Annotated in this window: 15 protein-coding genes; 7 read left to right on the plus strand and 8 right to left on the minus strand. The window is 72.5% G+C overall.

Annotation, left to right across the window (positions count from 1 at the left end):
• Positions 1-145: 145 nt before the first annotated feature.
• Together ACIO9K_RS06945 and ACIO9K_RS06950 are read right to left on the minus strand one after the other, a co-directional pair.
• Positions 146-1,270: an RCC1 domain-containing protein gene (locus ACIO9K_RS06945; RefSeq protein WP_400327558.1), complete on the minus strand. Its 1,125-nt coding sequence runs from the start codon at positions 1,268-1,270 to the stop codon at positions 146-148.
• A 333-nt stretch (positions 1,271-1,603) separates the two neighbouring features.
• The gene (locus tag ACIO9K_RS06950; RefSeq protein ID WP_400327560.1) at positions 1,604-2,725 is read right to left on the minus strand and encodes a basic secretory protein-like protein; all 1,122 of its coding nucleotides are present in this window, start codon (positions 2,723-2,725) and stop codon (positions 1,604-1,606) included.
• Between the two features lie 947 nt (positions 2,726-3,672).
• Here ACIO9K_RS06950 and ACIO9K_RS06955 point away from each other — a divergent pair.
• The 3 genes from ACIO9K_RS06955 (at position 3,673) to ACIO9K_RS06965 (ending at position 5,664) form a co-directional block, all read left to right on the plus strand.
• On the plus strand, positions 3,673-4,197 hold the full coding sequence (locus ACIO9K_RS06955; RefSeq protein ID WP_400327562.1) for a MepB family protein: 525 nt from the start codon (positions 3,673-3,675) through the stop codon (positions 4,195-4,197).
• Positions 4,198-4,343: 146 nt separating this feature from the next.
• Positions 4,344-5,165: a lipase family protein gene (locus ACIO9K_RS06960; RefSeq protein ID WP_400327564.1), complete on the plus strand. Its 822-nt coding sequence runs from the start codon at positions 4,344-4,346 to the stop codon at positions 5,163-5,165.
• Positions 5,166-5,382: 217 nt separating this feature from the next.
• Positions 5,383-5,664 (plus strand): hypothetical protein, encoded by a 282-nt coding sequence (locus ACIO9K_RS06965; protein WP_363581293.1) that lies wholly within the window; start codon positions 5,383-5,385, stop codon positions 5,662-5,664.
• Positions 5,665-5,920: 256 nt separating this feature from the next.
• On the opposite strand, the gene ACIO9K_RS06970 is transcribed toward ACIO9K_RS06965, so the two are convergent.
• Entirely contained in the window at positions 5,921-6,142 is a 222-nt protein-coding gene (locus ACIO9K_RS06970; RefSeq protein ID WP_400327566.1) for a hypothetical protein, read from the minus strand.
• Between the two features lie 901 nt (positions 6,143-7,043).
• Between ACIO9K_RS06970 and ACIO9K_RS06975 the strand changes: the two genes are divergently transcribed.
• Positions 7,044-12,206 carry an RICIN domain-containing protein gene (locus tag ACIO9K_RS06975; protein WP_400327568.1) on the plus strand — a complete coding sequence of 1,721 codons (5,163 nt, stop codon included), beginning with the start codon at positions 7,044-7,046 and terminating at the stop codon, positions 12,204-12,206.
• A 224-nt stretch (positions 12,207-12,430) separates the two neighbouring features.
• Here ACIO9K_RS06975 and ACIO9K_RS06980 read toward each other — a convergent pair whose 3' ends face one another.
• Genes ACIO9K_RS06980 through ACIO9K_RS06995 form a run of 4 tightly spaced genes read right to left on the minus strand, consistent with a single transcriptional unit; the run spans position 12,431 to position 18,323 of the window.
• Positions 12,431-14,491, minus strand: coding sequence for an ABC transporter ATP-binding protein (locus ACIO9K_RS06980; RefSeq protein WP_363630756.1), 2,061 nt, complete (start codon positions 14,489-14,491; stop codon positions 12,431-12,433).
• 19 nt (positions 14,492-14,510) lie between these two features.
• Entirely contained in the window at positions 14,511-15,428 is a 918-nt protein-coding gene (locus tag ACIO9K_RS06985; protein WP_363630758.1) for an ABC transporter permease, read from the minus strand.
• Positions 15,428-16,372, minus strand: coding sequence for an ABC transporter permease (locus ACIO9K_RS06990; RefSeq protein WP_363581283.1), 945 nt, complete (start codon positions 16,370-16,372; stop codon positions 15,428-15,430). Before ACIO9K_RS06990 ends, ACIO9K_RS06985 begins: the two co-directional genes overlap by 1 nt.
• Before the next feature lie 46 nt (positions 16,373-16,418).
• Positions 16,419-18,323, minus strand: coding sequence for an ABC transporter substrate-binding protein (locus tag ACIO9K_RS06995; protein ID WP_400327571.1), 1,905 nt, complete (start codon positions 18,321-18,323; stop codon positions 16,419-16,421).
• 404 nt (positions 18,324-18,727) lie between these two features.
• Between ACIO9K_RS06995 and ACIO9K_RS07000 the strand changes: the two genes are divergently transcribed.
• From ACIO9K_RS07000 to ACIO9K_RS07010, 3 genes are all read left to right on the plus strand, one after another.
• Positions 18,728-20,332, plus strand: a complete 1,605-nt coding sequence (locus ACIO9K_RS07000; RefSeq protein WP_400327573.1) for an alpha/beta fold hydrolase — start codon at positions 18,728-18,730, stop codon at positions 20,330-20,332.
• 71 nt (positions 20,333-20,403) lie between these two features.
• On the plus strand, positions 20,404-21,105 hold the full coding sequence (locus ACIO9K_RS07005; protein ID WP_400327575.1) for a response regulator transcription factor: 702 nt from the start codon (positions 20,404-20,406) through the stop codon (positions 21,103-21,105).
• Positions 21,105-22,421 (plus strand): sensor histidine kinase, encoded by a 1,317-nt coding sequence (locus ACIO9K_RS07010; RefSeq protein WP_400327577.1) that lies wholly within the window; start codon positions 21,105-21,107, stop codon positions 22,419-22,421. The genes ACIO9K_RS07005 and ACIO9K_RS07010 overlap by 1 nt, the downstream gene beginning before the upstream one ends.
• Positions 22,422-22,516: 95 nt before the next feature.
• On the opposite strand, the gene ACIO9K_RS07015 is transcribed toward ACIO9K_RS07010, so the two are convergent.
• Positions 22,517-23,473, minus strand: a complete 957-nt coding sequence (locus ACIO9K_RS07015; protein ID WP_400327579.1) for a formylglycine-generating enzyme family protein — start codon at positions 23,471-23,473, stop codon at positions 22,517-22,519.
• Positions 23,474-23,510: the final 37 nt, after the last annotated feature.

Consider the following 23,510-nt stretch of genomic DNA (forward strand, 5'->3'; position numbering starts at 1 on the left):
CCCGCCCCGGGGGCGGGGGGGGCGGGGGGGGGGGCCCGCGCGGCCCCCCCGGGGCCCCCCCCGCCCCCCCCCCCCCCCCGGGGGGCCCGGGGGGGGGGGGGGGGGGGGGCGGGCGGGGGGGGCCCCCCCCCCCCCCGCGCCGGGTTCAGTTGGCCAGGCTGAAGTCGCCGCCGAGGGGTGCGGCGATCTTGTCGACGCCGGTCAGCGCGGTGAGCGAGGTGACGGGGGTGCTGCTGTCGGTGGTGGTGCCGTTGCCGAGTTGGCCGGAGCCGTTGTTGCCCCAGGAGCGGACGGTGTTGTCGCCGAGCAGGGCGATGGTGTGTTCGCGGCCGCCGGCGATCAGTTGGATGCCGGTGAGGCCGGGGACCTGGACGGGGGTGATCCGGTAGTCGGTGGTGCCGTCGCCGATCTGGCCGGAGGTGTTCCGGCCCCAGGCCTTGAGCTTGTTGTCGCTGTCGGTGACGGCCAGGCTGTGGTGGGCTCCGGCCGCGATCCCGGAGACCCCTCCGAGCCAGCTGCCCTGGGTGTCAACCGGGGTGAAGCGGCTGATGGTGGTGTTGTCGCCGAGCTGGCCGGTGGCGTTGTAGCCCCACGCCTTCACCGCGTTGCCGCTGGTGGGCCTGGTGGAACTGCTCGGCGGGCCGACCAGGGCCAGGTTGTGGTCGGCGCCGGCGGCGATCCGGGTCACACCGGTCAGGTTGTTCACCGGCGACGGTACGTTGCGACTCGCCGAAGTTCCGTCGCCGAGCTGGCCGTTGATGTTGTAGCCCCAGGCCCACACGGTGCCGTCCTCGCGCAGCGCCAGGCTGTGGTTGAGTCCGGCGGCGATCGCGATCACCTTGTTGAGTCCCTCGACCCGGACCGGGACGCTGCTGTCGGCGTTGGTGCCGTTGCCGAGCTGGCCGTAGTTGTTGCGCCCCCAGGCGACCACGGTCCGGTCGGCGAGCAGTGCCAGGCTGTGCATTCCGCCCGCGGCGACGTCGGTGGCATCGGAAAGGTTGACGACCTGGCCGGGCGCGTTGTGGCTGAACACCGAGCCGTCGCCGAGTTGCCCGGACCCGTTGGCGCCCCACGTCTGCACCGTGCGGTCGGTCAGCAGGGCCAGCCCGAAACCTGCGGTGGGGCCGCTTCCCCCGGCGGCGATCTTCACCACCTCGGCGCTCGTCAGCCCCAGCACGGTGGTGGCCGTCGTACGGATGTCCGTCCAGGTGCCGTCGCCGAGCTGACCCGCGCGGTTGTTGCCCCAGGACTTGAGCCGCTTCTCCTGCACTTCATCTCCTCATCGGGTGTGCTGTCACTCGGGAACGCGGCCGCGCCGGGCGCGGCCGCCGAGGCCGCCACGAGGACGCGGCGATGTCGCCTCCCGACAGACCGCTCCTGCCCGGCACTCTCCGCAAGCTCTCGAACGCATCATCGGTGACGAGTAATCAGAACTCGGGGCCCAATCTCGATCTTCACTCGAAAAGGTGACCTTCCGGTGTTTCCAGGCGCGCCGGGCCGTCTCGCACCGCGCACACCCGCCCCTTGGCGGCGCTCCTGACATCGACCCGACGGCCCGGCACCTCGTGGGTGCCGGGCCGTCGGGTGGGGTGTGGGGCGCGGGTTACTTGGGCATCTCGTTCCAGAGCTGCTGGGCGCTCTTGCCGGTGAGCTGGACCCAGATCTGCTCGTTGTAGTTCGTGGTGTTCAGCAGGTGTGCCAGGTCGGGCTTGTTGTAGGCCTTCGAGACGTAGTCGATGAACCGGGCGGTGGCCTGGTAGCCGCTGTCGTAGTTGGAGTCCGGGCCGAAGTGCTGGGCGCCGGTGCCCGGCTGGAAGTTGTAGTCGCGCACCCAGTCCGCCAGGCCCTCGCCCAGCCACCACTTGCCGGAGAACGGGCTGTCCCAGACCGCGACGTGCACGGCCTCGTGCACCAGGAAGCCGGTGTCACCCTGGTTGCCGCGGGTGTAGCCGATGTTGACGTGGACCTCCTTGACGCCGCTGCTGGGGTTCACCGTGGTGAACGCGGGGTAGTCGGTCAGCTTCGGGTCAAAGATGATCTTGAAGTAGCTGGGGGCGGCGAAGGCTCCCTTGGTGATCAGGTTGGAGATCGTCGGGTAGTAGTCCGCGACGGTCCTCTTCTGCTGCTCCAGCCACGGCCCGAGGCCCGGGGCCTGCGAGTAGTCGAGGTCGATGGTCGGGCGGCCGCCGGTCGGCGGGGTGGTGGCGCCGTTGCGGTCGAGGTTCCAGGACTGCGCCGGGTCCCCCGCGTTGCAGGCGGCCACCTTGGCGTTCAGGTCCGCGCCACGGGCCAGGCAGAGGTTGCTGTCCGAGACGCTGTGCAGCAGCCAGGCCCGGCCGTTGCCCATCGAGGTGTTCTCCAGCCACCACCTCTGGTTGTCCGCGCCGACGTAGTTCCAGGCTCCGACGGTGTTCTTGCCCCGGTCCCGGTCGACGGCGTTGTTGGTGCCGGGCACCTTGACCGACCAGGTGCCGTTGCCCTCGTCCCTGACCGTCCAGACCTGCTGGGCGGAGGACTCGTTCCAGTCGCGGACCACCACGTTGGAGGCGTTGTTGCGACTGTCCCACTGGAGGGCGCCGCCCGCGTAGCTGGAGATGCGGTAGTCGGCGCCGCTGGACGGGAGCGACTCGGCCGCACTGGCGGTCCCGGCACCGAAGGCCATCCCGGACACGACGGTCGCGGCGGACAGAACGACGGCGGCGGCGGCCGTACGACGGGTGATCATCTCGGGGCTCTCCTCTCGGGCGGTTCCCCCCTGGAACCGGCCTGCGGTCATGCCACCGGGCCCCGGTAGACGCGGCGTCAACGCTCCCGTCAACGAGTGCGTTGACAGGGCGTCGACCCGGTGGTGTTCACCCGAAGGTCCAGGCCTTCCGCCAGGAGGTGGCTCCTCACTCGCGGATGCCCGCGCTCTCGACCGCCGGCCGGCGGGTCGCCCGCCGCCGGTGTCGCCCGACAGCGACAGCGGCGCTGTCACGCGGTGACATGCCGCGCACTGACCGTCGGATCCGTGCCAGGCCCGGCCGACGCGAGCCCCCGAGGGGCCACGCGACTCGCCGGAAGTCGGGTGCCTTTCGTCCTCGGACTCTGGCACGCTCGGCGTGGCGAGGTCGAGTCGAGTGGTCGACCCATCACCGATGTTCCTTACGAGGAGGCATAGTTGACGCTGAGGAAGAAAGGGTCGCGCCTGATCACCATCGACGAGGTGGTGTACCGGTGGCGGGTACACGGTGGTGTCCGCTGCTGCATCGCGTGCGCATGAGGCCGGTCCGGTTTCGCGGTCCAGCGGGTCGACCAGATGGGCCCGGCGCTTCTGGCAGCCACGTCAGCGTTCCCCGTCGTGCCGTCCATCGTCGAGGCGGGAGTGCGCACCGCGCTCGATCAAGGATGGCAATCTACCGGGGCAGGGCCCGCTTTCCGCCTGCGGGAGCTGGTTTGGAGCGGAGGCGAAAGCCGCGGTCTGCGGCATCGGATCGGCCACCGGCAGGTCGACACGGCTCCGCGTGGAACGACGCGCTCGACCACCCGACCAGGAGCGGCGCGGCCGGGAACGGCTGCCGACCGGACGGCGACGGCGCCTGCTTCCACCCGCCTGTCCGTGATCGGGTCCGATGGCAGGAGCCCCTGGTAGAGCGCCTCAAGGGGTGGCAGCCTCGATGGCAGAATGACGGAATGGTGACGAATCAGCCGTGGGCAGGGCTTCATGCTGACCTGCTGGCGGCGAAGGCCTTGGTGTACGACCCGAGCGGTTTGGCCTGTTCGCCCCCCGTGGCCGAACCGGAGAGCACCGAATACGCGGCTTGCCGGTTCACGATCGACGGCCGCTCGGTCCGGTTCCGCGCGGCCAGAACCACCCCGACGAAGGCGGGCCAGTTCGTCACCGTGTGGTTGCGATCCGAAGAGGGACCGATCCGGCCCTTCGACACCGACGACGGGGTGGACCTCTTCGTCATCAGCTGCCGCGACGACAACGGCTTCGGGCAGTTCGTCTTCCCGTCCGAGGTTCTGAGCGAGCGCGACATCGTCTCCCGAAACGGCTCCGGCGGGAAACGAGCGTTCCGCGTCTACCCGCCATGGGTGACCACGACCAACCGGCAAGCGCGCAGCACGCAGGCCTGGCAGGTGAACCACTTCCTCCACATCGGCCGGAACGGGCCCGCCGACCTGGCGTACGCCCGCGCCCTCCACCACCCGTAGCCGCCCCCGTGCGCCTGCTCGGCCGTCGGGGTGACATCCGGGCGCGGCCCACCCGGAGCGGCGGTCCGCGCTCTGGTACGACGGGGCTGATGTCCGCGCCGGCGGTGCGTACCCCGTCCGCCGGCCGTCCCGGAGGAGAGATCGCCGTGCCCGTGCCCACCACCTTCGACCACCAGGCGAAGAACTACAGCGTCCCGCACGCCTACTGGCTGGCGAAGGCGTCCGAACTCGCCTACCAGGACGAGGCCACCATCGAACAGCAGGCCCGCGACTGGGGCTTCGACCGGGTGCGTCACCACCGGACCCGGTTCACTCCGCCCTTCCCGCTGGAGGACACCCAGGGCTACACCATGGCCAGCGACCACATGGTCGTCACGGCGTTCCGCGGCACCCAACCGGCCGAGATCCGCGACTGGCTCTCCGACTCCTCCACGCCGCCCTGGCCCGGCCCCGCCCGCACCGGCTACGTCCACTACGGCTTCGCCGAAGCGCTGGAGTCGGTCTTCCCGGACGTCCTGGACGCCCACGCCCAGCTGCGCACCAACGGCCAGACCGTGTGGTTCACCGGCCACAGCCTCGGCGGAGCCCTGGCGATGCTGGCCGGCGCCCGGTCGTACCTGGAGGACCCGCGCCTCCAGGCCGACGGCATCATCACGTTCGGGCAGCCCCGCACCTGTGACCGGCTGCTCGCCGCCGCCTGCAACGAGGGCTTCAAGGGGCGCCTGTACCGGTTCGTCAACAACAACGACATCGTGCCCCAGCTGCCGCCGGAGCCGGCCTACACCCACGTCGAGGCGCTGAAGTACATCGACTCCTCGGGCCGGCTCCACGACTCCATGGGCCTGGTCGCCGGGCTCGCCGACCGCGCCAAGGGCCTGACCGCCGACGCGTTCGCTCCGGCCACGGCCGGTGTGCGCGACCACGCGATGAAGCGCTACCTCGCGGCCCTGGAACAGAACCTCGCCTGACGGAGTCAGGCCCTGCGGGCGGGACGGGCGCCGGTGGGTCAACGGCCGGCAGGCCGGGCCCGGCGAGCGGAGCCGGGCCGAGGGCCGAGTGCACCGATGGTACGAACAGCCTCCCCCCGGTAGCGATGCGCACACGGCCGTGTGTGGATGGTGACGGGCCGCCACACCACGGCCGTCCGATCCACCCTCACCATTCGCACCTCGAAGGGTTCCACCCATGCGTACCGCGCACCGCATCCTGGCCGTCTCCGTCCTCAGCCTCCCGCTCGTCATCGGCGCGGCGACCACCGCCTCCGCCGCCGAGACCGACAACATCCCCACCGTCAACTTCGACAGCGGCGCGTTCGCCGTCGGCCCGAACGGCAGCGCCCTTCAGGTCACCGACGCGCAGTTCGGCCCCTGTGGCTCCTCCTTCCTCACCGGCGCCGTCGTGGTCGGCCCTGGCGGCGTCGCGGGCAGCGCCACCGAGACCGGCATCAGCACCGGCGGGCAGGGCTGACCCCACCCGCACCCGCGCCACGGATGCCCCGGGAGCACCCGCCCCGGGGCATCCGCCCGTCCGAAACCGGACGGGGCCAGGACAAACGCCCTACCCGGCCCGCGGGAGGACACCCGCCCCCTGCCGGACGGCACCGCCAACGCCACGATCACCGTCGTCAGCGGCGCCGCCGTCCTCACCGAAGCCACCGGGGGACCGGGCGCCGGAGGGCACGGCAGCCGGCGCGCGCAGTGTCCGTCCGGCATCTGGTGCGTGGTCACCGGACGGCCCAGGCCGAGCAGGCGGGCTGGTGCCAGGTCGTCCGGACCACCTGGCCGCCGGGCAGCCTGTGCTCGCTGTTCCAGGTCCGGCAGCACCCGGCGGCAGGTCGACGCGGCCCGGACGGCACCGCGGAACCGACGGCCTGGCGGACGGGCACGGGCGCGAAGGCCGGCTTGCCAGGGCGGCCCCGGCGGCGCCTGGTGGAGGAAGTCGTCATGCCCGCCGTTCTGCCACCCCCGGCCCCCCTCCAACCTCGCCTCACCCGAACGGATGAGCAGCCCGGGCCGGCTGCGGAACGCTGACGCGGCAGCAGGAAGCGGTGAGCGGCGGACCTGGGCGAGGGCATCGAGCCGGGGGCCTGCCGGGGGGCTTGCCGCCGGTGCGGCCCGTCTACAGGTCCCGCACGGGGATCAGGATCATCTGGGGCTGCTGGTCGACCTCGGCCACTGGCGGGGCATCGGACCCGTCGCGGGTTCACAGCTGGTACCGCAGCGAGATATACGCGCCAGGGCCATCCGTTCATCGTTTGTCTACCACCCACTGTCAACGTGCCCCGGTACAGCTGTGAAGTTTCAAGGAGTTTCTCAATGGCACACCCGGGCACGGCCGCCTCACCGACCGAACGGCGAATACCGTGGCGACCACAATGGGCGTACACGGCGGTCGTACCGCTGTTCGCCCTGCTGGCGGGGCTCATCGGCGCGTTCCCGATACCCGCGCACGCGGTGGGCCCCGTCGCTCCGCCGCAGGCCGTACCGGCGACCGTTCAGGAACACTCGGCCGCGACCTACAACAATCGGTACGGCACCAGATGGCGGGGGGAGATCTTCGATCTCGCCCAACGTGTTGACATTCTCGCGCTGCAGGAAATCCGGGACGCGGAACCGGACGATCCGGACATCGTGCCCGAAGCGTCGATCAACACGAACGGTTTCGAGGTCCAGAGGTACCGATGGGAGGTGTTTCCCGCCTGGACAGGCGGCACTCGCACCATCTACCGGGTCAGGACAGCCACCCGTGAAGAACGCTCGCTGGCCCTCGTGGTGCCCCGGAGCATCGACAACGCTGCGGCGCCCGTGGTGAGGGTCATCCCGCCTCAGCCGGAGAACAACGGCCAGGTGGCTAACGATGCCAAGCCCATCCTGGGCGTCAAGCTCGCGGACGGCACGTGGTACTACTCCATGCACGCCACCAACAGGGCAGCAGGCTTCCATGAGCGGAACAACGTGCCGGCCGCCATCCAGGCGGTCACGGCGACGGGCGACGCGAACTGGGCCCTGATGGGCGACTTCAACCGCGAGCCCGGGTCGCTGTCGATGGCGCAGGTGTTCGGCGACGGCCGTCGGCTCGTCAGCTCCGGCATGATGACCTACTCCAGGAACCGCCCGACCTCCGAATACGACTACATGATCGCCCGGGGGCTGCCGGCCGACCACCAGTACACGGCACGTCGCCTCGGCTACGTGGAGGAATCGGACCACTTCCCGGTGATGTTCAGCAAGGACCCGCTGCGTCGCAAGGACGAGACCTGTCGGCCGAACGTCCCGTCCCCGCCCCGAGCAGCGGCCGCGTCCATGATCTCCCTCGCGGCGGCCGGCGTCCCCGCTGACGTCCCGGCCGACAGCGCGCCGCAGACGGCCTCCGCTTCCGCCGCCACAGCCCGGGAGCCGCAGCACGGGAAGGTCTCCGTCCTGACCTCCGGAGCCGCCGGCCTGGTCGCCGACGTGCCGGACGCCTCGCCCGCTCCGGGCAGCCCGGTACGGGCCGCCGCCCCCGACTGCTCCGCCGGGCAGAGCTGGGCGACCTGGCAGAAGGCGGACGACACCTGGGTGATCGAGACCGGCCGGACCAACGGCACCACCCCGGCCGGACAGGGCAGCGTGCTCAGCGTCCCCGCGTACGGTGACCGGCTGGCCGTGCGGCCGATCGAGAACGACGCGACGAACGGCAAGCCCGACGGCAGCCCCGGCCAGCGCTGGCGCTTCGTCGCCGACGGCGCGGGCGGCTACCGCATCACCACGGCCACCGACGGCCGTTGCCTCACCCTGGACGGCACCGCGCTGACGGTGGCGCCGTGCGACGGCTCCGACCGGCAGGCCTGGCACCTGTCCGTGCCGTGCTCCGGCGCCGGCCACACCGTCCCCGGCTTCCCCGACCTGCCGTGGCCGACCGTCGCGGACCGCCCCGAGGTGACCTGGCCGTCGCTGCCAGGGCACCCGGCGATCCCGTGGCCGTCCGTCCCGGGCTTCCCGGGCGTCCCGATGCCCGGCCACCCCGACCTGCCCGAGCTGCGCTGGCCCGGCTTCCCCACTCTGCCCACCACGGCGTGGCCCGCCGTCTCCGGCCACCCCGAGGCGACCTGGCCGGCCGTCCCCGGCTCCCCGACCGTCCCGTGGCCCGCCATGCCGGGCCACCCCGGCGTCCCGTGGCCGGTGCTGCCGCTGCCCGGCAACGGCAACGACGACGGCAAGGCCCTGATCCCCGGGCTGCCGAGCGCCGCCGACCCGGCGATCCCGGGGCACCCGGACCTGGCCTGGCCCACCGTGCCGGGATTCCCGCAGGTGAAGTGGCCCTCGGTGCCCGGCTCCCCGAACGTGCCGTGGCCGGGACACCCCGACCTGCCGGACGCGCCGGGGACGGACGGGCCCTCGCTTCCGGACGTCACCTGGCCGACGCTCCCGAGCATCCCGCTCTGGCGCTGGCCGTCCGTCCCCGGGTTCCCCACCGTCCCGTGGCCCTCCCTGCCGGGGCTGCCGGACGTCCCGTGGCCCGCGACCACCGGCTTCCCGAACGACCCCGCCGCCTGGTCGAACCCGCCCAAGTCGCCGGAGGAGCCTCCCAAGTGCAAGCGGAAGGACCAGCCGGACGGCAACACTCCTGGCGGTGACAACGGTTCCACCGGCGGCCGTCCGCCGGTGCCCGCGCCTCCGGGGATCTCGCTGCCCGGGTTCCCCGTACTGCCCATGTTTCCGCCGATCTTCGGCGGCCCGTCGACTCCCAGTGGCCCCGACGGCGGCACTGGCCCCGACGGCGGCACTGGCAACGACGCCGGGACCGGCGCATACCTCCAGCCGGGCACCGGGGACACCCTCGTGCCCGACGTCCGCGGCTCCAGCACCGTGGCGGGCAACGCCGTCCAGGCCTACGAGCCGAACGGCACGGACGCGCAGAAGTGGGTGTTCTGGGACCGCGGCAGCGGGAACTGGGCGATCGAGACCCGGCTCACCTACAACCGCGCCTCCGCCGCCGAGCGCATGCTGCTGGCCCACGACACCGGCCGGCACGAGAGCGTGCTCGCACCGGCCGCCGCGGACGGGCAGCCCGGCCAGCTGTGGCGGTTCAAGGACGCCGGGGGCGGCTGGACGAACGTCGTCAGCGCGGCCGGCGGCTGCCTGACCCAGCGCGGCGCGCACGAGGTACTGGCCGTCCGCGACTGCGACGGCAGCGCGCAGCAGAAGTGGAAGCTCTCCGGCACCGTGCCGACGACCGGGGGCGGCAACGGCGGCAGCGGCGGCAGCACGGGCGGTGGCGGCACTGGCGGTGGCAACACTGGCGGCCAGCCGCCGCTGGGCGCCGGTGGTGCGCAGCCCGCGCACAACCGGACGGTGGTGCTGCAGTCGGGCAACGGCGGCCTGCTCGCGGACCTCGACGGTGCCAACACCGCCGCCGGGACCCGCATCAAGGCGCAGGGCCGCAACGGCAACGACGCGCAGAAGTGGACGCTGTGGCAGAAGCCGGACAGCCGGTGGCTGATCGAGACGAAGCTCGGCGGCGGCATGGTGATGGACCACAACCCCACCACCCACCGCACCCATCTCATCGGTGCGCAGGAGGGCAACGCCAACCAGCTGTGGCGGTTCGCCGACGCCGGGGGCGGCTGGTTCACGGTCGTCAGCGCCGCCGGCAACGGCTGCCTCACGGCGGCGGCCGACGGTGCGGAGCTGGCGATCCTCGGCTGTGACGGCACCAACGCCCAGAAGTGGCGCCTGACCGAGGCCGTCGACAACCCGTCGACCGGCGGTGGCACCGGCGGCAACAGCGGCGGCGGTGGCGGTGGCGGTGGCGGTGGCGGTGGTGGGAACTCCGGCGGCGCGGCCGCGGTGCCGGTCTACTCGGCGCTGCCGTCCAAGTGCCTGGACGTCACCGCCGGCAACACCGCGAACAACACCCCGATCGACCTCTACGACTGCAACAACACCGGCTCCCAGCAGTGGACCCCGACCGCGACCAGCGGCGGGCTCGTCCTGAAGGCGTTCGGCAAGTGCCTGGACGTCGCCGCCGGCAACACCGCCGGCGGCACCCGGGTGGGCCTGTACGACTGCAACGCCAGCGCGGCGCAGAACTGGCGCCAGGGCGCGGACTCCTCCCTGGTCAACCCGAACTCGGGCAAGTGCCTGGACGTCGTGGCGGGCAACTCCGCGAACGGCACCGCACTGCAGATCTGGGACTGCAACGCCAGCGACGCGCAGCGCTGGGGCCTGGGCACCGTCCCGCCGCGCGCCCCGCAGCGGCCCGCGCAGCAGCCCGGCACCACCCCGGTGGTGAGCCCCGGCGTCGGTTCGTCGCAGGTCGCCACCCTGCGCTCGGCGAACAACACCATGGTCGCGGACCTCGACGGCGCGAACACCGCCTCCGGCACCTTGATCAAGGCGCTCGGCTCGAACGGCAACGACGCGCAGCGCTGGGCGTTCTGGCCCACCGCGAACGGGCGCTGGATCATCGAGACGCTGCTGACCGACGGCAAGGCCGCCGCCGGCCAGGGCATGGTCATGGACCACGACCCGGGCACCCACCGCGCCCACCTGATCCGGACGATGGACGGCAACGCCAACCAGCACTGGGCCTTCCACGACGCCGGAGGCGGCTGGTTCTGGATCACCAGCGACACCGACAGCGGCTGCCTGACCGCCAACAACGCCGGTGAGCAGCTGGGCATCTGGGCCTGCGACGGCTCGGACCGCCAGCGCTGGCGGCTCGACAACATCCAGAACGGGCCCACCCCTGGCGGCGGCTCCGGCGGAGGCGGCGGCGGTGGCGGTGGGAACACCGGCGGCTCGTCCGGCGGCGGCGGTGGGAACACCGGCGGGAACAACGGCGGCTCGACGGGCGGAGGTTCGACCGGCGGCGGGAACGCCGGCAGCGGGGGAACCCCGCAGGCGCCCGGGGGCAGCGGGGTGCGCCACGGCGTCACCACCGTCCTGCGCTCCGGCAACAGCGGCCTGGTCGCGGACCTCGACGGCGCCAACACCGCCGGCGGTACCCGGATCAAGGCCCTGGGCGGCAACGGCAGCGCCGCACAGCAGTGGATGCTGTGGCAGAAGCCCGACAACCAGTGGCTGATCGAGACGAAGTTCGCCGGGGCGATGGTGATGGACCACAACCCCAGCACCCACCGCACCCACCTCACCAGCGCCCAGGAGGGCAACGCCAACCAGCTCTGGCGCTTCCAGGAGAGCCAGAACTTGCCCGGCTGGTACCGGATCATCTCCGCGGCCGACAACGGCTGCCTCACCGCCGTCAACAGCAACGAGGACCTCGCCGTCTGGGCCTGCACCTCCTCCACCGCCCAGTGGTGGAAGCTCGACGACTCAGCGGTCACCGGAGGTGGCGGGGGGAACCCCGGCGGTGGGAACACCGGCGGCGGCGGTGGTACCGGCGGAGGCGGCGGCGGGAACACCGGCGGCGGAGGAAGGGACCCGCGCTTCCCGGACAGCATCCAGCTCCCCCCGGTCTGCAACGGGCGGCAGTCCTCCGACTCGTGGATGTGGCACGGGGACACCCTGTGCCCAGGGCAGAGCCTGAAGTCCTCGGCGGCGGAGCAATCCACCCGGCTCGTCATGCAGCAGGACGGCAACCTCGTCGCCTACTACACGCAGGGCGACGCCATCGGCGACCACACCTGGCCCGTATGGGAGTCGAAGACCGTGGGCTGCGGGGCCAAGGCCGTCATGCAGGACGACGGGAACCTCGTCGTCACCGCCGCCGACGGGCGGGTCTGCTGGGCCTCGGGAACCAATGGCCGCAATGGCGCCTGGCTGATGGTCAGCCCCCTGGGCGACGTCCAGATCCTGCAGGCCGGCGACGCCACCGGCGCCGCCATCGACGGGGCCCGCGCGGTGGCCGCCGCAGGAAAGGGCGACTTCCTGGAGGCCTTCATCTACGCGCTGCAGGCGATCATCAAGGGCGTCCCGAAGGTGCAGTGGCAGACGAACACCGGACACCCGCGCCTGGTGCCGCCCAAGTGCGTCGTGACAGGAGGCCGGGTCATCCCCTGCACCTGACCTTCCTCCCGCGGGCGGCCCGCGGGCGCCCGGCACCCGCCGGGTGTGTCCGGACGCGCCGGCCTCTCGGAAGCCGGCCCGGTGGCCTCCACCCCGCTCTCGGGGTGGAGGCCACCGCCGTGTGCCCATCGCCGTGTGCCCACCACCACGTGCCCACCGCCGCGTGCCCATCGCCGACGGCCTCGCCGGCCCGCTCCCGGAGGGGGCGTGGCCGGAGGCGCGGTTCAGCGGATCGGGGCGGCCCGCAGGGGGAAGTGGCAGGCGGCCAGGTGGTCGTCGGGGCCGAAGGCGGTCAGCGGTGGCTCGACCTCCGCGCAGATCTGCTGCGCCGCCGCGCAGCGGGTGCGGAAGCGGCAGCCGGACGGCGGGTCGATCGCGGACGGGAGTTCCCCGGCGACGCCCCGGCTGCTCTTGGCCTTCTCCACCACCGGGTCGGCCACCGGGATGGTGTCCAGCAGGCCGCGGGTGTAGTGGTGCACCGGCCGGGCGTACACCGACGGCGCGGGGCCGATCTCCACCAGTTTGCCCAGGTACATCACGCCGATCCGGTCGGACAGGTACCGGACCACGGACAGGTCGTGCGAGATGAACAGGTACGACAGTCCGAGTTCGCCCTGAAGGTCGCTCATCAGGTTGAGCACCTGCGACTGGATCGACACGTCCAGGGCCGAGACGGGCTCGTCCGCGACGATGAGCTTGGGGCGCAGGGCCAGCGCGCGGGCCAGTCCGATGCGTTGGCGCTGGCCGCCGGAGAACTCGTGCGGGTAGCGGTCCAGGGCGGTGAGCGGCAGGCCGACCAGGTCGAAGATCTGCCTGATCCGCCGGTCGCGCTCGGCCTGGCCGTCGACCCGGTGGATGTCCAGCGGCTCGCGCATGATCGATTGGACGGGCATCCGGGGGTTCATCGCCGCGTAGGAGTCCTGGAACATGAGCTGGACGTCCCGGCGCAGTCGGCGCCGCTCGGCCCGTGGCACCAGGGCCAGGTCCCGGCCCTCGAACACCAGGCTGCCGCTGGTGGGCCGCTCCAGGCCGACGATGAGCTTGCCGACGGTGGTCTTGCCGCAGCCGGACTCGCCGACCAGGCCGAGCGTCTCTCCCCGGCGGACCGTCAGGGAGATGTCGGCCACGGCGCTGACCGCGCCGACGGCCCGGCGCAGGATCAGGCCGCTGGTCACCGCGTACTGCTTGACCAGGTTGTCGATGCGCAGCAGCGGTTCGGCCGGCGCGTCGTCGGGCACCGCGGGGGCCTGGACCGCCAGGGCCCGTACGGCCGTCGCCGGGGGCGGTGCCACGGCGGCGGGGCGGCCGCCCGGCTCGGCCTCGCCGACCGGGAAGTAGCAGGCGTAGCGGTGTTCCGGGGCCTCCCCGGACAGCGGCGGCTCCTGCGCGTGGCACCGCTCGGTGGCGTAGCGGCAGCGTGCGGCGAACCGGCAGCCGGGCGGCGGGGTGGTCAGGTCCGGCGGCAGGCCGGGGATCGAGTAGAGCCGGCCGCCGGACTCGGCGAAACGTTCCGGCAGCGATTCGAACAGTGCCTCGGTGTACGGGTGGCGGGGGTTGGTGTAGAGCTCCTCGGTGCCGGTGGTCTCGACGACCTTCCCGGCGTACATGACGGCGATCCGGTCGGCCCGTCCGGCGATGACGCCGAGGTCGTGGGTGACCAGGATGACGGCCATGCCGAGCTGCTGCTTGAGGTGGTCGATGAGTTCGAGGATCTGCTTCTGGACGGTGACGTCGAGGGCGGTGGTCGGCTCGTCGGCGATGAGCAGCTTGGGCTCGTTGGCCAGGGCCATGGCGATCATGGCCCGTTGGCGCATCCCGCCGGACAGTTCGTGCGGGTAGACCAGGGCCCGCTGGGCCGGACTGGGCATCCCCACCAGGGACAGCACCTCGACGGCGCGCTCGTGCGCCTCCTTCCGGGAGGCCCGGCGGTGGATGCGCACGGACTCGGAGATCTGCCGGCCGATGGTCATCGTCGGGTTGAGCGAGGTGGTCGGGTCCTGGAAGATCATCCCGATGTCGTTGCCGCGCACCCGGTCCATCTTCTCGGGGCCGAGCGCGAGCAGGTCGCGGCCGTCGAGCAGGACCCGGCCGTCGACGACGCTGCCGCCGTTCGGCAGCAGCTGCATGATCGACATGGCGGTCATGGTCTTGCCGCAGCCCGACTCCCCGACGATGCCGAGGGTCTCGCCGACGTCCACCGCGAGGTCGACGCCGTCCAGGGCGTGCACCACCGAGCGCTTCAGCCGGATCTCGGTGCGCAGGCCGGTCACTTCGAGGAGCGCCACTGCTGATCCTCCGTCGGGTTCACCGCTTCTGCAGCCGGGTTTCGAAGGCGTCGCGCAGGGCGTCGCCGATCACGTTGAAGCACAGGATGATCAGGATGATCACGGCGGCGGGCGGATAGATCATCCACCAGCAGCCCTGGCCGGCGAAGGTGGTGCCGACGTCGAGCATGCCGCCCAGGTCGTTGTTGGGGGCCTGGAGGCCCAGCCCGATGTAGCTGAGCGTGGACAGGGCGAAGACCGCGTCGGCGATCGAGAACGTGGTGTTGACGATCGTCGTCCCGATGGTGTTGGGCAGGATGTGCTTCAGCACGATCCGCCGGCCGCCCGCGCCCATCATCCGGGACGCGGACACGTACTCGCGGACCTTGATGGCCAGGGCCTCGCCGCGGACCAGGCGGGTGATGCCGAACCAGGAGGTCAGGCCGACCTCCAGGATCAGCATGGCCTTGCTCTTCCCGTAGACGCTGCTGAGGTAGATCAGCAGGAAGATCAGCGGGAAGGACATGAAGGAGTCGATCACCCGCATCATCAACGCGTCGATCCAGCCGCCGAGATAGCCCGCGACCGCGCCGTACAGCGCGCCGAGGACGGCGGCGATCAGACCGGCGGCGAGGCCGATCTCCAGGCTGGTCTGCCCGCCGACCATCACCTTGCCGAGCTCGTCGATGCCGTCGTTGTCCGTGCCGAGCGGGTGCCCGGCGCCCGGCGGCAGGGTGACGGCGGAGAGGTTCACCACCGAGGTGTCGGCGTGGTAGAACAGCGGGCCGAGGAAGCAGAAGGCGATGATCGAGACCAGGACGGCGACGGCGACCAGGGCCAGCCTGTTCTCGGCGAAGACCTCCGCGCCGCGCCGGAGCATCGAGCGGGGCCGCCCGGCCGGCTCCCCGCCCGGGGCGGAGGCGGGCCGACCTTCCGTGGTACCGGGTGTCAGGGCCATCAGGTGAGCCTCACTCGTGGGTCCAGCACGGCGTAGCCGAGGTCGGCCAGCAGCGAGCCGACCACGGTGGTCACCGCGGTGAGCAGGGTGGCCGCCAGGGTGATGCCGTAGTCGTTCTGCAGCGCGGCACGGGTGGTCAGCAGGCCGATGCCCTGGATGTTGAAGACGTACTCGACGATCAGCGCGCCGCCGACCAGCGCGGGCAGCGAGAGACCGACCAGCGTGACCATCGGGATCAAGGCGTTGCGCAGCACGTGGCCGTACAGGGTGCGGCGCCGGGAGGCGCCCTTGGCCTGGGCGGACCGCACGTAGTCCTGGGTGATCTGGTCCAGCACCCCGGAGCGCATGTAGCGGCTGTAGCCGGCCACGGTGGTGACGGTCAGGGTCAGGACGGGCAGGCAGACGGCCCCGGGGTGGGTGAGCGCGTCGCCGAAGGTGGCCACCTGGTCCTGCACCGAGACCCAGTGCAGGTCGTCCTCGAACCACTGCTGGATCAGGAAGCCGATGAAGAACGTCGGCACGCCGTAGGCGACGAAGGAGAACACCGTGAAGGCGTGGTCCAGCACGCTGTTGCGGCGGGTGGCCTGGAGCAGGCCCGCCGGCACCGCGATCAGCAGCGCGAGCAGCAGCGAGGCGCCGACGATGTAGGCGGAGGCGCCGAGGGCGTTGAACAGCAGGTCGGAGATCGGGCGCTGCTGGATGTAGTCGAAGCCCAGGTTGCCGTGCAGCAGGCCGTCCAGCCAGGTCCAGTACTGCACGTAGACGGGGCGGTCCAGACCCATCTGCTGGGTCAGGTGGGCGATGTTGGCCGGGGTGGCGTGGGAGCCGAGGATCGCCCGGACCGGGCCGCCCGGCATGAGCTGCATCAGGCCGAAGGAGATGACGGTGACCATCAGCACCGTCAGGAGGGCCTGGAACAGCCGTCGGATCAGGTAGGCCGTCACCGCCGCCCCCCGAGGGGGGCAGCGGCGACGCCGTTGTGGATGGCCGTCATTTCGTGTAGTACCAGTACTCCGGCTCGTAGCCCTGGAAGGGGTCACCGGCGTCTAGGTGCAGCTTCTTGGTGACCTCGCTGATCGCGAGCGTGTTGGGGGTGTAGATGACCGGCTGGTCGCCCGCGATGTAGTCCTCGTAGGCGTACAGGTCGTTGACGTCGCTGCCGGTGGTGGTCTTGACGATCAGCTGGTCCAGCTTCGGGTCGGAGAAGCTCCAGACGTTCGGCCCGGCTCCCGTGGCGAACAGCGCGTCGCCGGTCGGGTAGTAGTCGGGGGCGTAGACCCAGCCGCCGTAGAGCAGGCCCTGCCACTGGCAGCCGGCCGGCTGGGCGGCGCTGCAGGCCACACCCTCGTTGCCGATGGTGTTCTGGGTCTGGCTGACCATGGTGATGCCGATGCCCGCCTTGGCCGCGTCCGAGCGCATGTCCGCCGCCATGGTGTCCAGCGCGGCCTGGCCGGAGGGGTAGTCGAGCGTGAACGCGGCCTTGGTGCCCGCCGCGATACCGGCGCCGCACTGGTTCGGGCCGGTGCCCGGGTCGGTGCAGGTGGCCGGGACGCTGTCGGTGTTCCAGCCGTGGCTGCTCAGCAGCTGTTTGGCGGCCGCCGGGTCGTAGGTGGCGCGCTCGGACTGGCTCTTGGGGGAGAGCGGGTTGCCAGCCGGGAGGCTGGGCACGGCGCCGGTGCTCGGGTAGCCCCAGCCCTTCCAGATGCCGTTGATGATGCCCTGCTGGTCCACGGTGTCCTGGACGGCCTTGGTGAAGTAGGGCTGCTTGAACAGCGGCCCTACGGCCGGGTTGGCGAAGTTGATCTGGTAGTACGAGATCTCGTCCAGGTAGGTCGGGGCCGGGATGTAGTAGCCCGCGCTGCTCAACGGGTTGCCCGCGTCCGGGTTCTTGGCGTTGAAGGTCGGGGAGTTCTCGGCCGGCAGGTAGCCGACGTCGATGGCGTTGGCGCCGCCGCTGCCGGCCTTCAGGTCCGCGTACTCCGTGGTGGCCGAGGTGTACGGGACGAAGTCCACCTCGTCGAGGTGCGCTTTCTGCGGGCCCGAGTAGGCGGGGTTCGGCACGATCCCGTACGCACCGGAGGTGCCGTTGTAGTTCTTGAGCTTCCACGGGCCGTCGACCACCGACCACAGCGGGCTGCCCGCGAAGTCGCCGCCCTTGGTCGACTGCGCGCTGAGGTAGGCGTAGTCGGCCGCGCAGTCCTTCGCGGCGGCGTCCGAACCGAACGCGTCGCTCGCGCAACTGCCCTTCTGCCCCTGGCCGGTGAGGTCCCAGGCGAGCGGCATCGGGGTGATCTGGCTGAGCTCGTCGTCGGTGAACCAGGTCTGGTTGACCGGGGTGTTGAGGGTCAGCGTCAGGGTCTGTCCCGAGGCGGTCGCCGAAGCCACGTTGTCCGGGAAGTACTTGGCGCCGATCGCCGGGTTCGGCGGGGTGTAGTAGCCGCTGTTGGAGGACTCGGCCTTGGCCATGTTGATCCAGAACAGCACGTCCTGGGCGTTGACGTCCTCACCGTTGGACCACTTCCACGGCTTGACCTGGACGGTGACGGTCCTGCCGTCCGCGCTCCAGGTGGGCGCCTCGCCGAGGGACACCTCCGGGTCGAGGGCGACCTTGTCGTTCAGGCCCCAGTAGTACAGGGGGCGGTAGAACAGCTCCTGGAACTGGCTGGTGTTCACCGTGGTGACCTGGGCCGGGGAGTCGAACGGCCAGATGGCGTCCGGGAAGGTGGAGGGCGCCTCGGCGACCCGCACCACACCCCCCTGCACCGCCGCTCCGGCCGGCCCCGGGTTGCCGCTGCCGCCGCCCCCACCGCCGCCACTGCAGGCCGCGGCGGTTGCCACGACCGTGACCAGCGCCACCACCTGCGCGAATCTGCGCGCTCCTGCGGACTTCGTCATCCTTGACTTGCCCCTCTCCCCCACGTGAACACCACGAGTTCTTTCCTTGCGCGACCTGACGGTTCGCCGACGCGGGCATGGCGGTGCCGTGGCCGGGCAAGGTGAGCGGCTTTCCCGACGGCGGGAAGGCACCGGCGTCCGTGGGCTTCAGCCGCTTGCCGCGTGCTGGCCCTGCCCCGTCCGGTGCTACCAGTTAGACCGATTTTTCGAACAGAGAGAAGCCTTGGGGACGACTCGTGTTCGTCAAGTTTCCATCAAGGAAAGGATCTTGAGGACGCGCGTGGTTCTCGCACCGGGACCGGCCGGAGTTCTTACACGCCTTTGCCGTCGCTCTGCCGAACCGCTGACCGGCACCCGGCAGGGTCGTGCCCACACCGACCGCAGGACGTACGGAGGGCACCACGATGACGACGAACACGGCGACGAACACGGCGGCAGGGACGACCGGCACGGCGACGGACGCGACCGCGAGCCGGGCGAAGGAGCCGGCCCGCCGGGGCGGGCTGGCCGCCGCCGCGCTGGCGGTGCTGGCCGCAGTGCTGCCGGTCACCACCGCCTCGCCCGCGCAGGCCGCCCCCACCGGGGCGGCGGGCCGGCCCGCGTGGTGCCCGACCGTCCCCGGGCACCAGGTCGACTGCACGACCATGCGCCGCCCGCTGGTGGCGGACGAGCCGCGTCTGGGCGGCATCGGCGTGAGCTACGCGGTGGTGCGCCACAGCCGCCCCGGCCCGGCCCGGGGCACCATCGCGTTCAACCCCGGCGGCCCCGGCGAGACCCTCATCGACCGCGCCGACCAGGTGGCCGGGGCACTGCAGGGGGTGCTGGACGACTACGACCTGCTCCTGCTGGACCCGCGCGGCACCGGCCGCTCCGGCCGGCTCCCCTGCGACGTCACCGAGGCCGACTACCGCTTCGCCCCGCGCCCCGCCCAGCGCGAGCTCGTCGCCGACTGCGCCGAGGAACTCGGCCCGCGCGCCCGCGGCTACACCAGCGCCGCCACCGCCGACGACCTCGATGCCGCCCGCGCGCGCCTGGGCGCCCCGAAGCTGGTCCTGTACGGCCTGTCGTACGGCACCTACCTGATGCCGGTCTACGCCGACCGCCACCCCCAGCGGGTCGAGTCGATGGTGCTGTCCGGCGCCTACCCGCTCGCCTTCGACTCCCTGGCCCGGCCGGGCGCCCAGCAGGTCTCCCTGACGCTGCGCCGGATCTGCGAGCGCAGCGGGGCCTGCGACCCGGAAAGCGCCGTCCGCGACCTCGCCGCCACCACCGAGCGGCTGCGCACCCGCCCGCTGGTGCTGACCGCCTCCCTCGGCGGCAGGCCGCGCACCGTGGTCTTCAGCGAGGACAAGCTCGCCGACCTGATGTACGAGCCCGCCACCCGAGGCATCGGCCTGCACCCCGAGGAGCCCGGCCTGCTCGGCGCGCTGCCGGCCGCCCTGCACGCCCTCGCCGCGGGCGACGAGGGGCCGCTGGCCGCCCTGGTGCGCGCCGAGGTCGAGCACACCGGCACCGAGGACCAGGCCTCCTTCCTGGCCGTCACCTGCAACGACTACGCCCGCGCCTGGGACCCGGCCGCCCCGCCCGCCGAGCGCCGCCGCCAGTACCGGGCCGCGCTGGCCGCCGCCGACCCGGCCGACTTCGGGGCGTTCAGCGTCAAGGGCTGGACCGAGGGGCAGACCGACGGCGGCGACAACTGCCTGTCCTGGCCGCGCCGCGGCACCGCCGACCCGCAGCCGACCGACCTGAAGAACGTGCCCGACGTGCCCGTCCTGGTGCTCTCCGGGGACCTCGACACCAACACCCCCGAGGCCAACTCCCGCCTCTCCGCCGCCCAGTTCCGCCGCAGCGCCTTCGTCTCCGTGCCCAACAGCGGGCACGTCCCGGAGATGGAGTCCACCGGCTGCGCGGTGGACATCTCCACCCACTTCATCCGCACCGGCGCGGTCGGCGACACCTCCTGCCTCGCGCACATCCCCCCGGTCCCCGTCGTCCCGGTCCCCCGCTGACCCTCTGACCGGCCGCCCTCGACCACCCCCCGACCGGCATGACCACGCCCGCCACCAGCGAAGATGACACCATGACAGATCCCACCGCCGCCCGGCGCACCGTCCTGGTCGTCGAGGACGACCCCGGCGTCCGCAACACCCTCGACCACCTGCTGCGCTTCGAGGGCTACCGGGTGCTCACCACCGCCGACGGACAGGAGGCCCTGGAGCTCCTGGAGCACCGGCGCCCCGACCTCGCCGTGGTGGACGTGGTCATGCCCCGCCTCGACGGCCTCGCGCTGTGCCGGATGCTGCGCCGGCGCGGCGACCGCCTGCCCGTCCTGGTCCTCACCGCCCGCCACCAGCTCGGCGACCGGGTCGCCGGGCTCGACGCCGGCGCCGACGACTACCTGGCCAAGCCCTTCGCCACCGAGGAACTCCTGGCCCGCATACGCGCCCTGCTGCGCCGCACCGAGCCGCTCGGCGGCGAGAGCGCCGAACTCGGCCTCGACGACCTCGCCCTGGACCCCGGCGCCCGCCAGGCCCACCGCGGCGGGCGCCGGCTCGACCTGACCAAGACCGAGTTCGACCTGCTGGAACTGCTCCTGCGCAACCAGGGCACCGTCCTGACCCGCCACCAGATCTACGAACGCATCTGGGGCTACGACTTCGACACCGACTCGCGCTCGCTCGACGTCTACGTCGGCTACCTGCGCCGCAAGACCGAAGACGGCGGCGAGCCCCGGCTGATCCACACCGTGCGCAACGTCGGCTACACCGCCAGGACCGCCTGATGCTGCGCACCAGGATCGGCCTCGTGGTCCTCGCCTCCGTCCTGCTGGCCATCGCCGTGCCCGTCACCGCCGCCTACCGCGGCGTCAGCACCCTGGTCGCCGACCAGCTCGACCGGAGCCTGGAGGACCGGGCCCACACCGTGCTCGCCGCCCTGGACCTCGACCGCTCCCCGCCCGCACGGCCCGACACCGTCGAACAGCTGCTGCTCCCCGACGGCACCACCCGGCCGCTGGGGGCCCCGGGCGGCCCGGCGCTGCCCGTCTCGGCCCGGGCCCGGGAGGTGGCCCGTACCGCACAGGGCGCCCACCAGGAGGACGCCACCGTCGACGGCACCCCCTACGGCATCCTCACCAAGGCCCGCCCCGACGGGCAGGGCGCGGTGATGGTCGGCCAGACCTACGCCGGGGCGCAGACCGTCGACGACGCGTTCCTGCGCCGCATCACCTGGACCAGCGCCGCGGCCGCGGCCGCCTCCGCGCTGCTCAGCTGGCTCGTCCTCGGCCGGATCCTGCGCCCGGTGCGACGCCTGGCCCGCGCCGCCGAACACATCACCACCACCCGCGACCTGGCCACCCCGCTGCCCGCCGCCGGACGCGACGAAGTCGGCCGCCTCACCCGCGCCTTCGAGGCGATGGTCGGCGCCCTGCGCCACTCCCGCGACCAGCAGCAACGCCTGGTCCAGGACGCCAGCCACGAGCTGCGCACCCCGCTGACCTCGGTACGCGGCTGCGCCGAGCTCCTCCAGCGCGCCCGCGGCCGGCTCGCCCCCGCGGACGAGGAGCAGATCCTCGCCACCCTGGTCACCGAAACCGTCGCCCTCGACGAACTCGTGCGCGAACTGGTCGAGTTGGCCACCGACCAGCAGACCGTGGAGGACCCGGAGCCGGTGGACCTGACGGCCGCCGCCGAGGACAGCGCCCGGCGCTTCCGGCGCCGCACCGGCCGCGAGATCACCGTCACCGCCGAACGGCCCGTGCCGGTACGGGCCCGCCCGCGCGCGCTGCAGCGCTGCGTGGACAACCTGGTCGGCAACGCCGTCAAGTTCAGCCCGGACGGCACCCCGGTGGAGGTCCACGTCACCGGCACCCGGCTGGCCGTGCGCGACCACGGGCCCGGCATCGCCCCCGGCGACCGGCAGGCCGTCTTCGAGCGCTTCTACCGCGCCGCCGGCACCCAGTCGACCCCGGGCTCGGGGCTGGGCCTGGCCATCGTCCACGACCTCGTCGCCGCCGACCACGGCACCGTCTTCGCCACCGCCGCCCCCTCCGGCGGCGCCGAGGTCGGCTTCCACCTGCCACCCGCACCGGAGGGCTGACGGCCCGCCCGGAGGTCGGGACGAGGTCAGGACAGCGGGTCGGTGATCTGCGAGCCCGGCTGAACGGCGTGGCCCGTCGCGGACGGGTCGGCGCGTCAGTCGGGCTGTTCGGCGTTGCGGGCGCAGCGGAAGCCGGCGTGGCCGCTGGAGCTGTCGGGGGTGTTGGAGCTGCGGGCGGCGACGCGGTAGCGGTTGCAGTAGGACTCGTGGCACAGGTGGGAGCCGCCGCGGATGACCTTGGCGGTTCCGGTGGCGGGGCCGGTGGGGTTGGCCGGGGTGGGGGATGCGGGGTGGTCGGTGGTCCACCAGTCGGCGCACCACTCCCACACGTTGCCGGACATGTTGTACAGGCCGAAGCCGTTCGGTGCGAAGGAGCCGGCGGGGGCGGTGGCGCGGTGGCCGTCCGCGGCCGTGTTCTTCGCCGGGAAGGTGCCGCGCCAGATGTTGCAGCGGTGGGTGCCGTCGGGATCGAGTTCGTCGCCCCACGGGTACCGGGCCTGTTCGAGTCCGCCGCGGGCCGCGTACTCCCACTCCGCTTCGGTGGGCAGGCGCTTGCCGGCCCAGGAGGCGTAGGCGTGCGCGTCGTTCCAGGAGACGTGGACGACGGGGTGGTCGCCGCGGTCGGCGACCGTGCTGCCCGCGCCCTCGGGACGGTCCCAGGCGGCTCCGGTGACCGCGCACCACCAGGGGGTTCGCTCCACCCGCACGGCGGTGCGCCGCACGGCGGCCGGGAGGAAGCCGGCGAAGACGTAGGACCAGCCCAGGCGCTCGGCGTCGGTGCGGTAGCCGGTGTCGGCGGCGAACGCGGTGAACTGCTCGTTGGTGACCGCGCGGGCGTCGATGAGGAACGGGTCCAGCCGGACCTGCCGCACGGGGCCTTCGCCGTCGTCGGGGAAGCCTTCGGAGCCGTCGGTGCCCATCAGGAACCCGCCGCCGGGCAGGAGGACCATGCCGTCCGTCGGGCGGGCGGGACGCGGGGCCGCGAGGTGGAGCGGGCGGAGCGCGCCGGGGCCTCGCGAGGGCGTGCAGCAGGGCGCCGAGGGCAGGTTCACGGGTTCCTCCGGGAGTGGGTTCAGCCGGCCGTGTGAG

Source organism: Kitasatospora sp. NPDC087271 (assembly GCF_044744605.1).
GTDB lineage: Bacteria > Actinomycetota > Actinomycetes > Streptomycetales > Streptomycetaceae > Kitasatospora.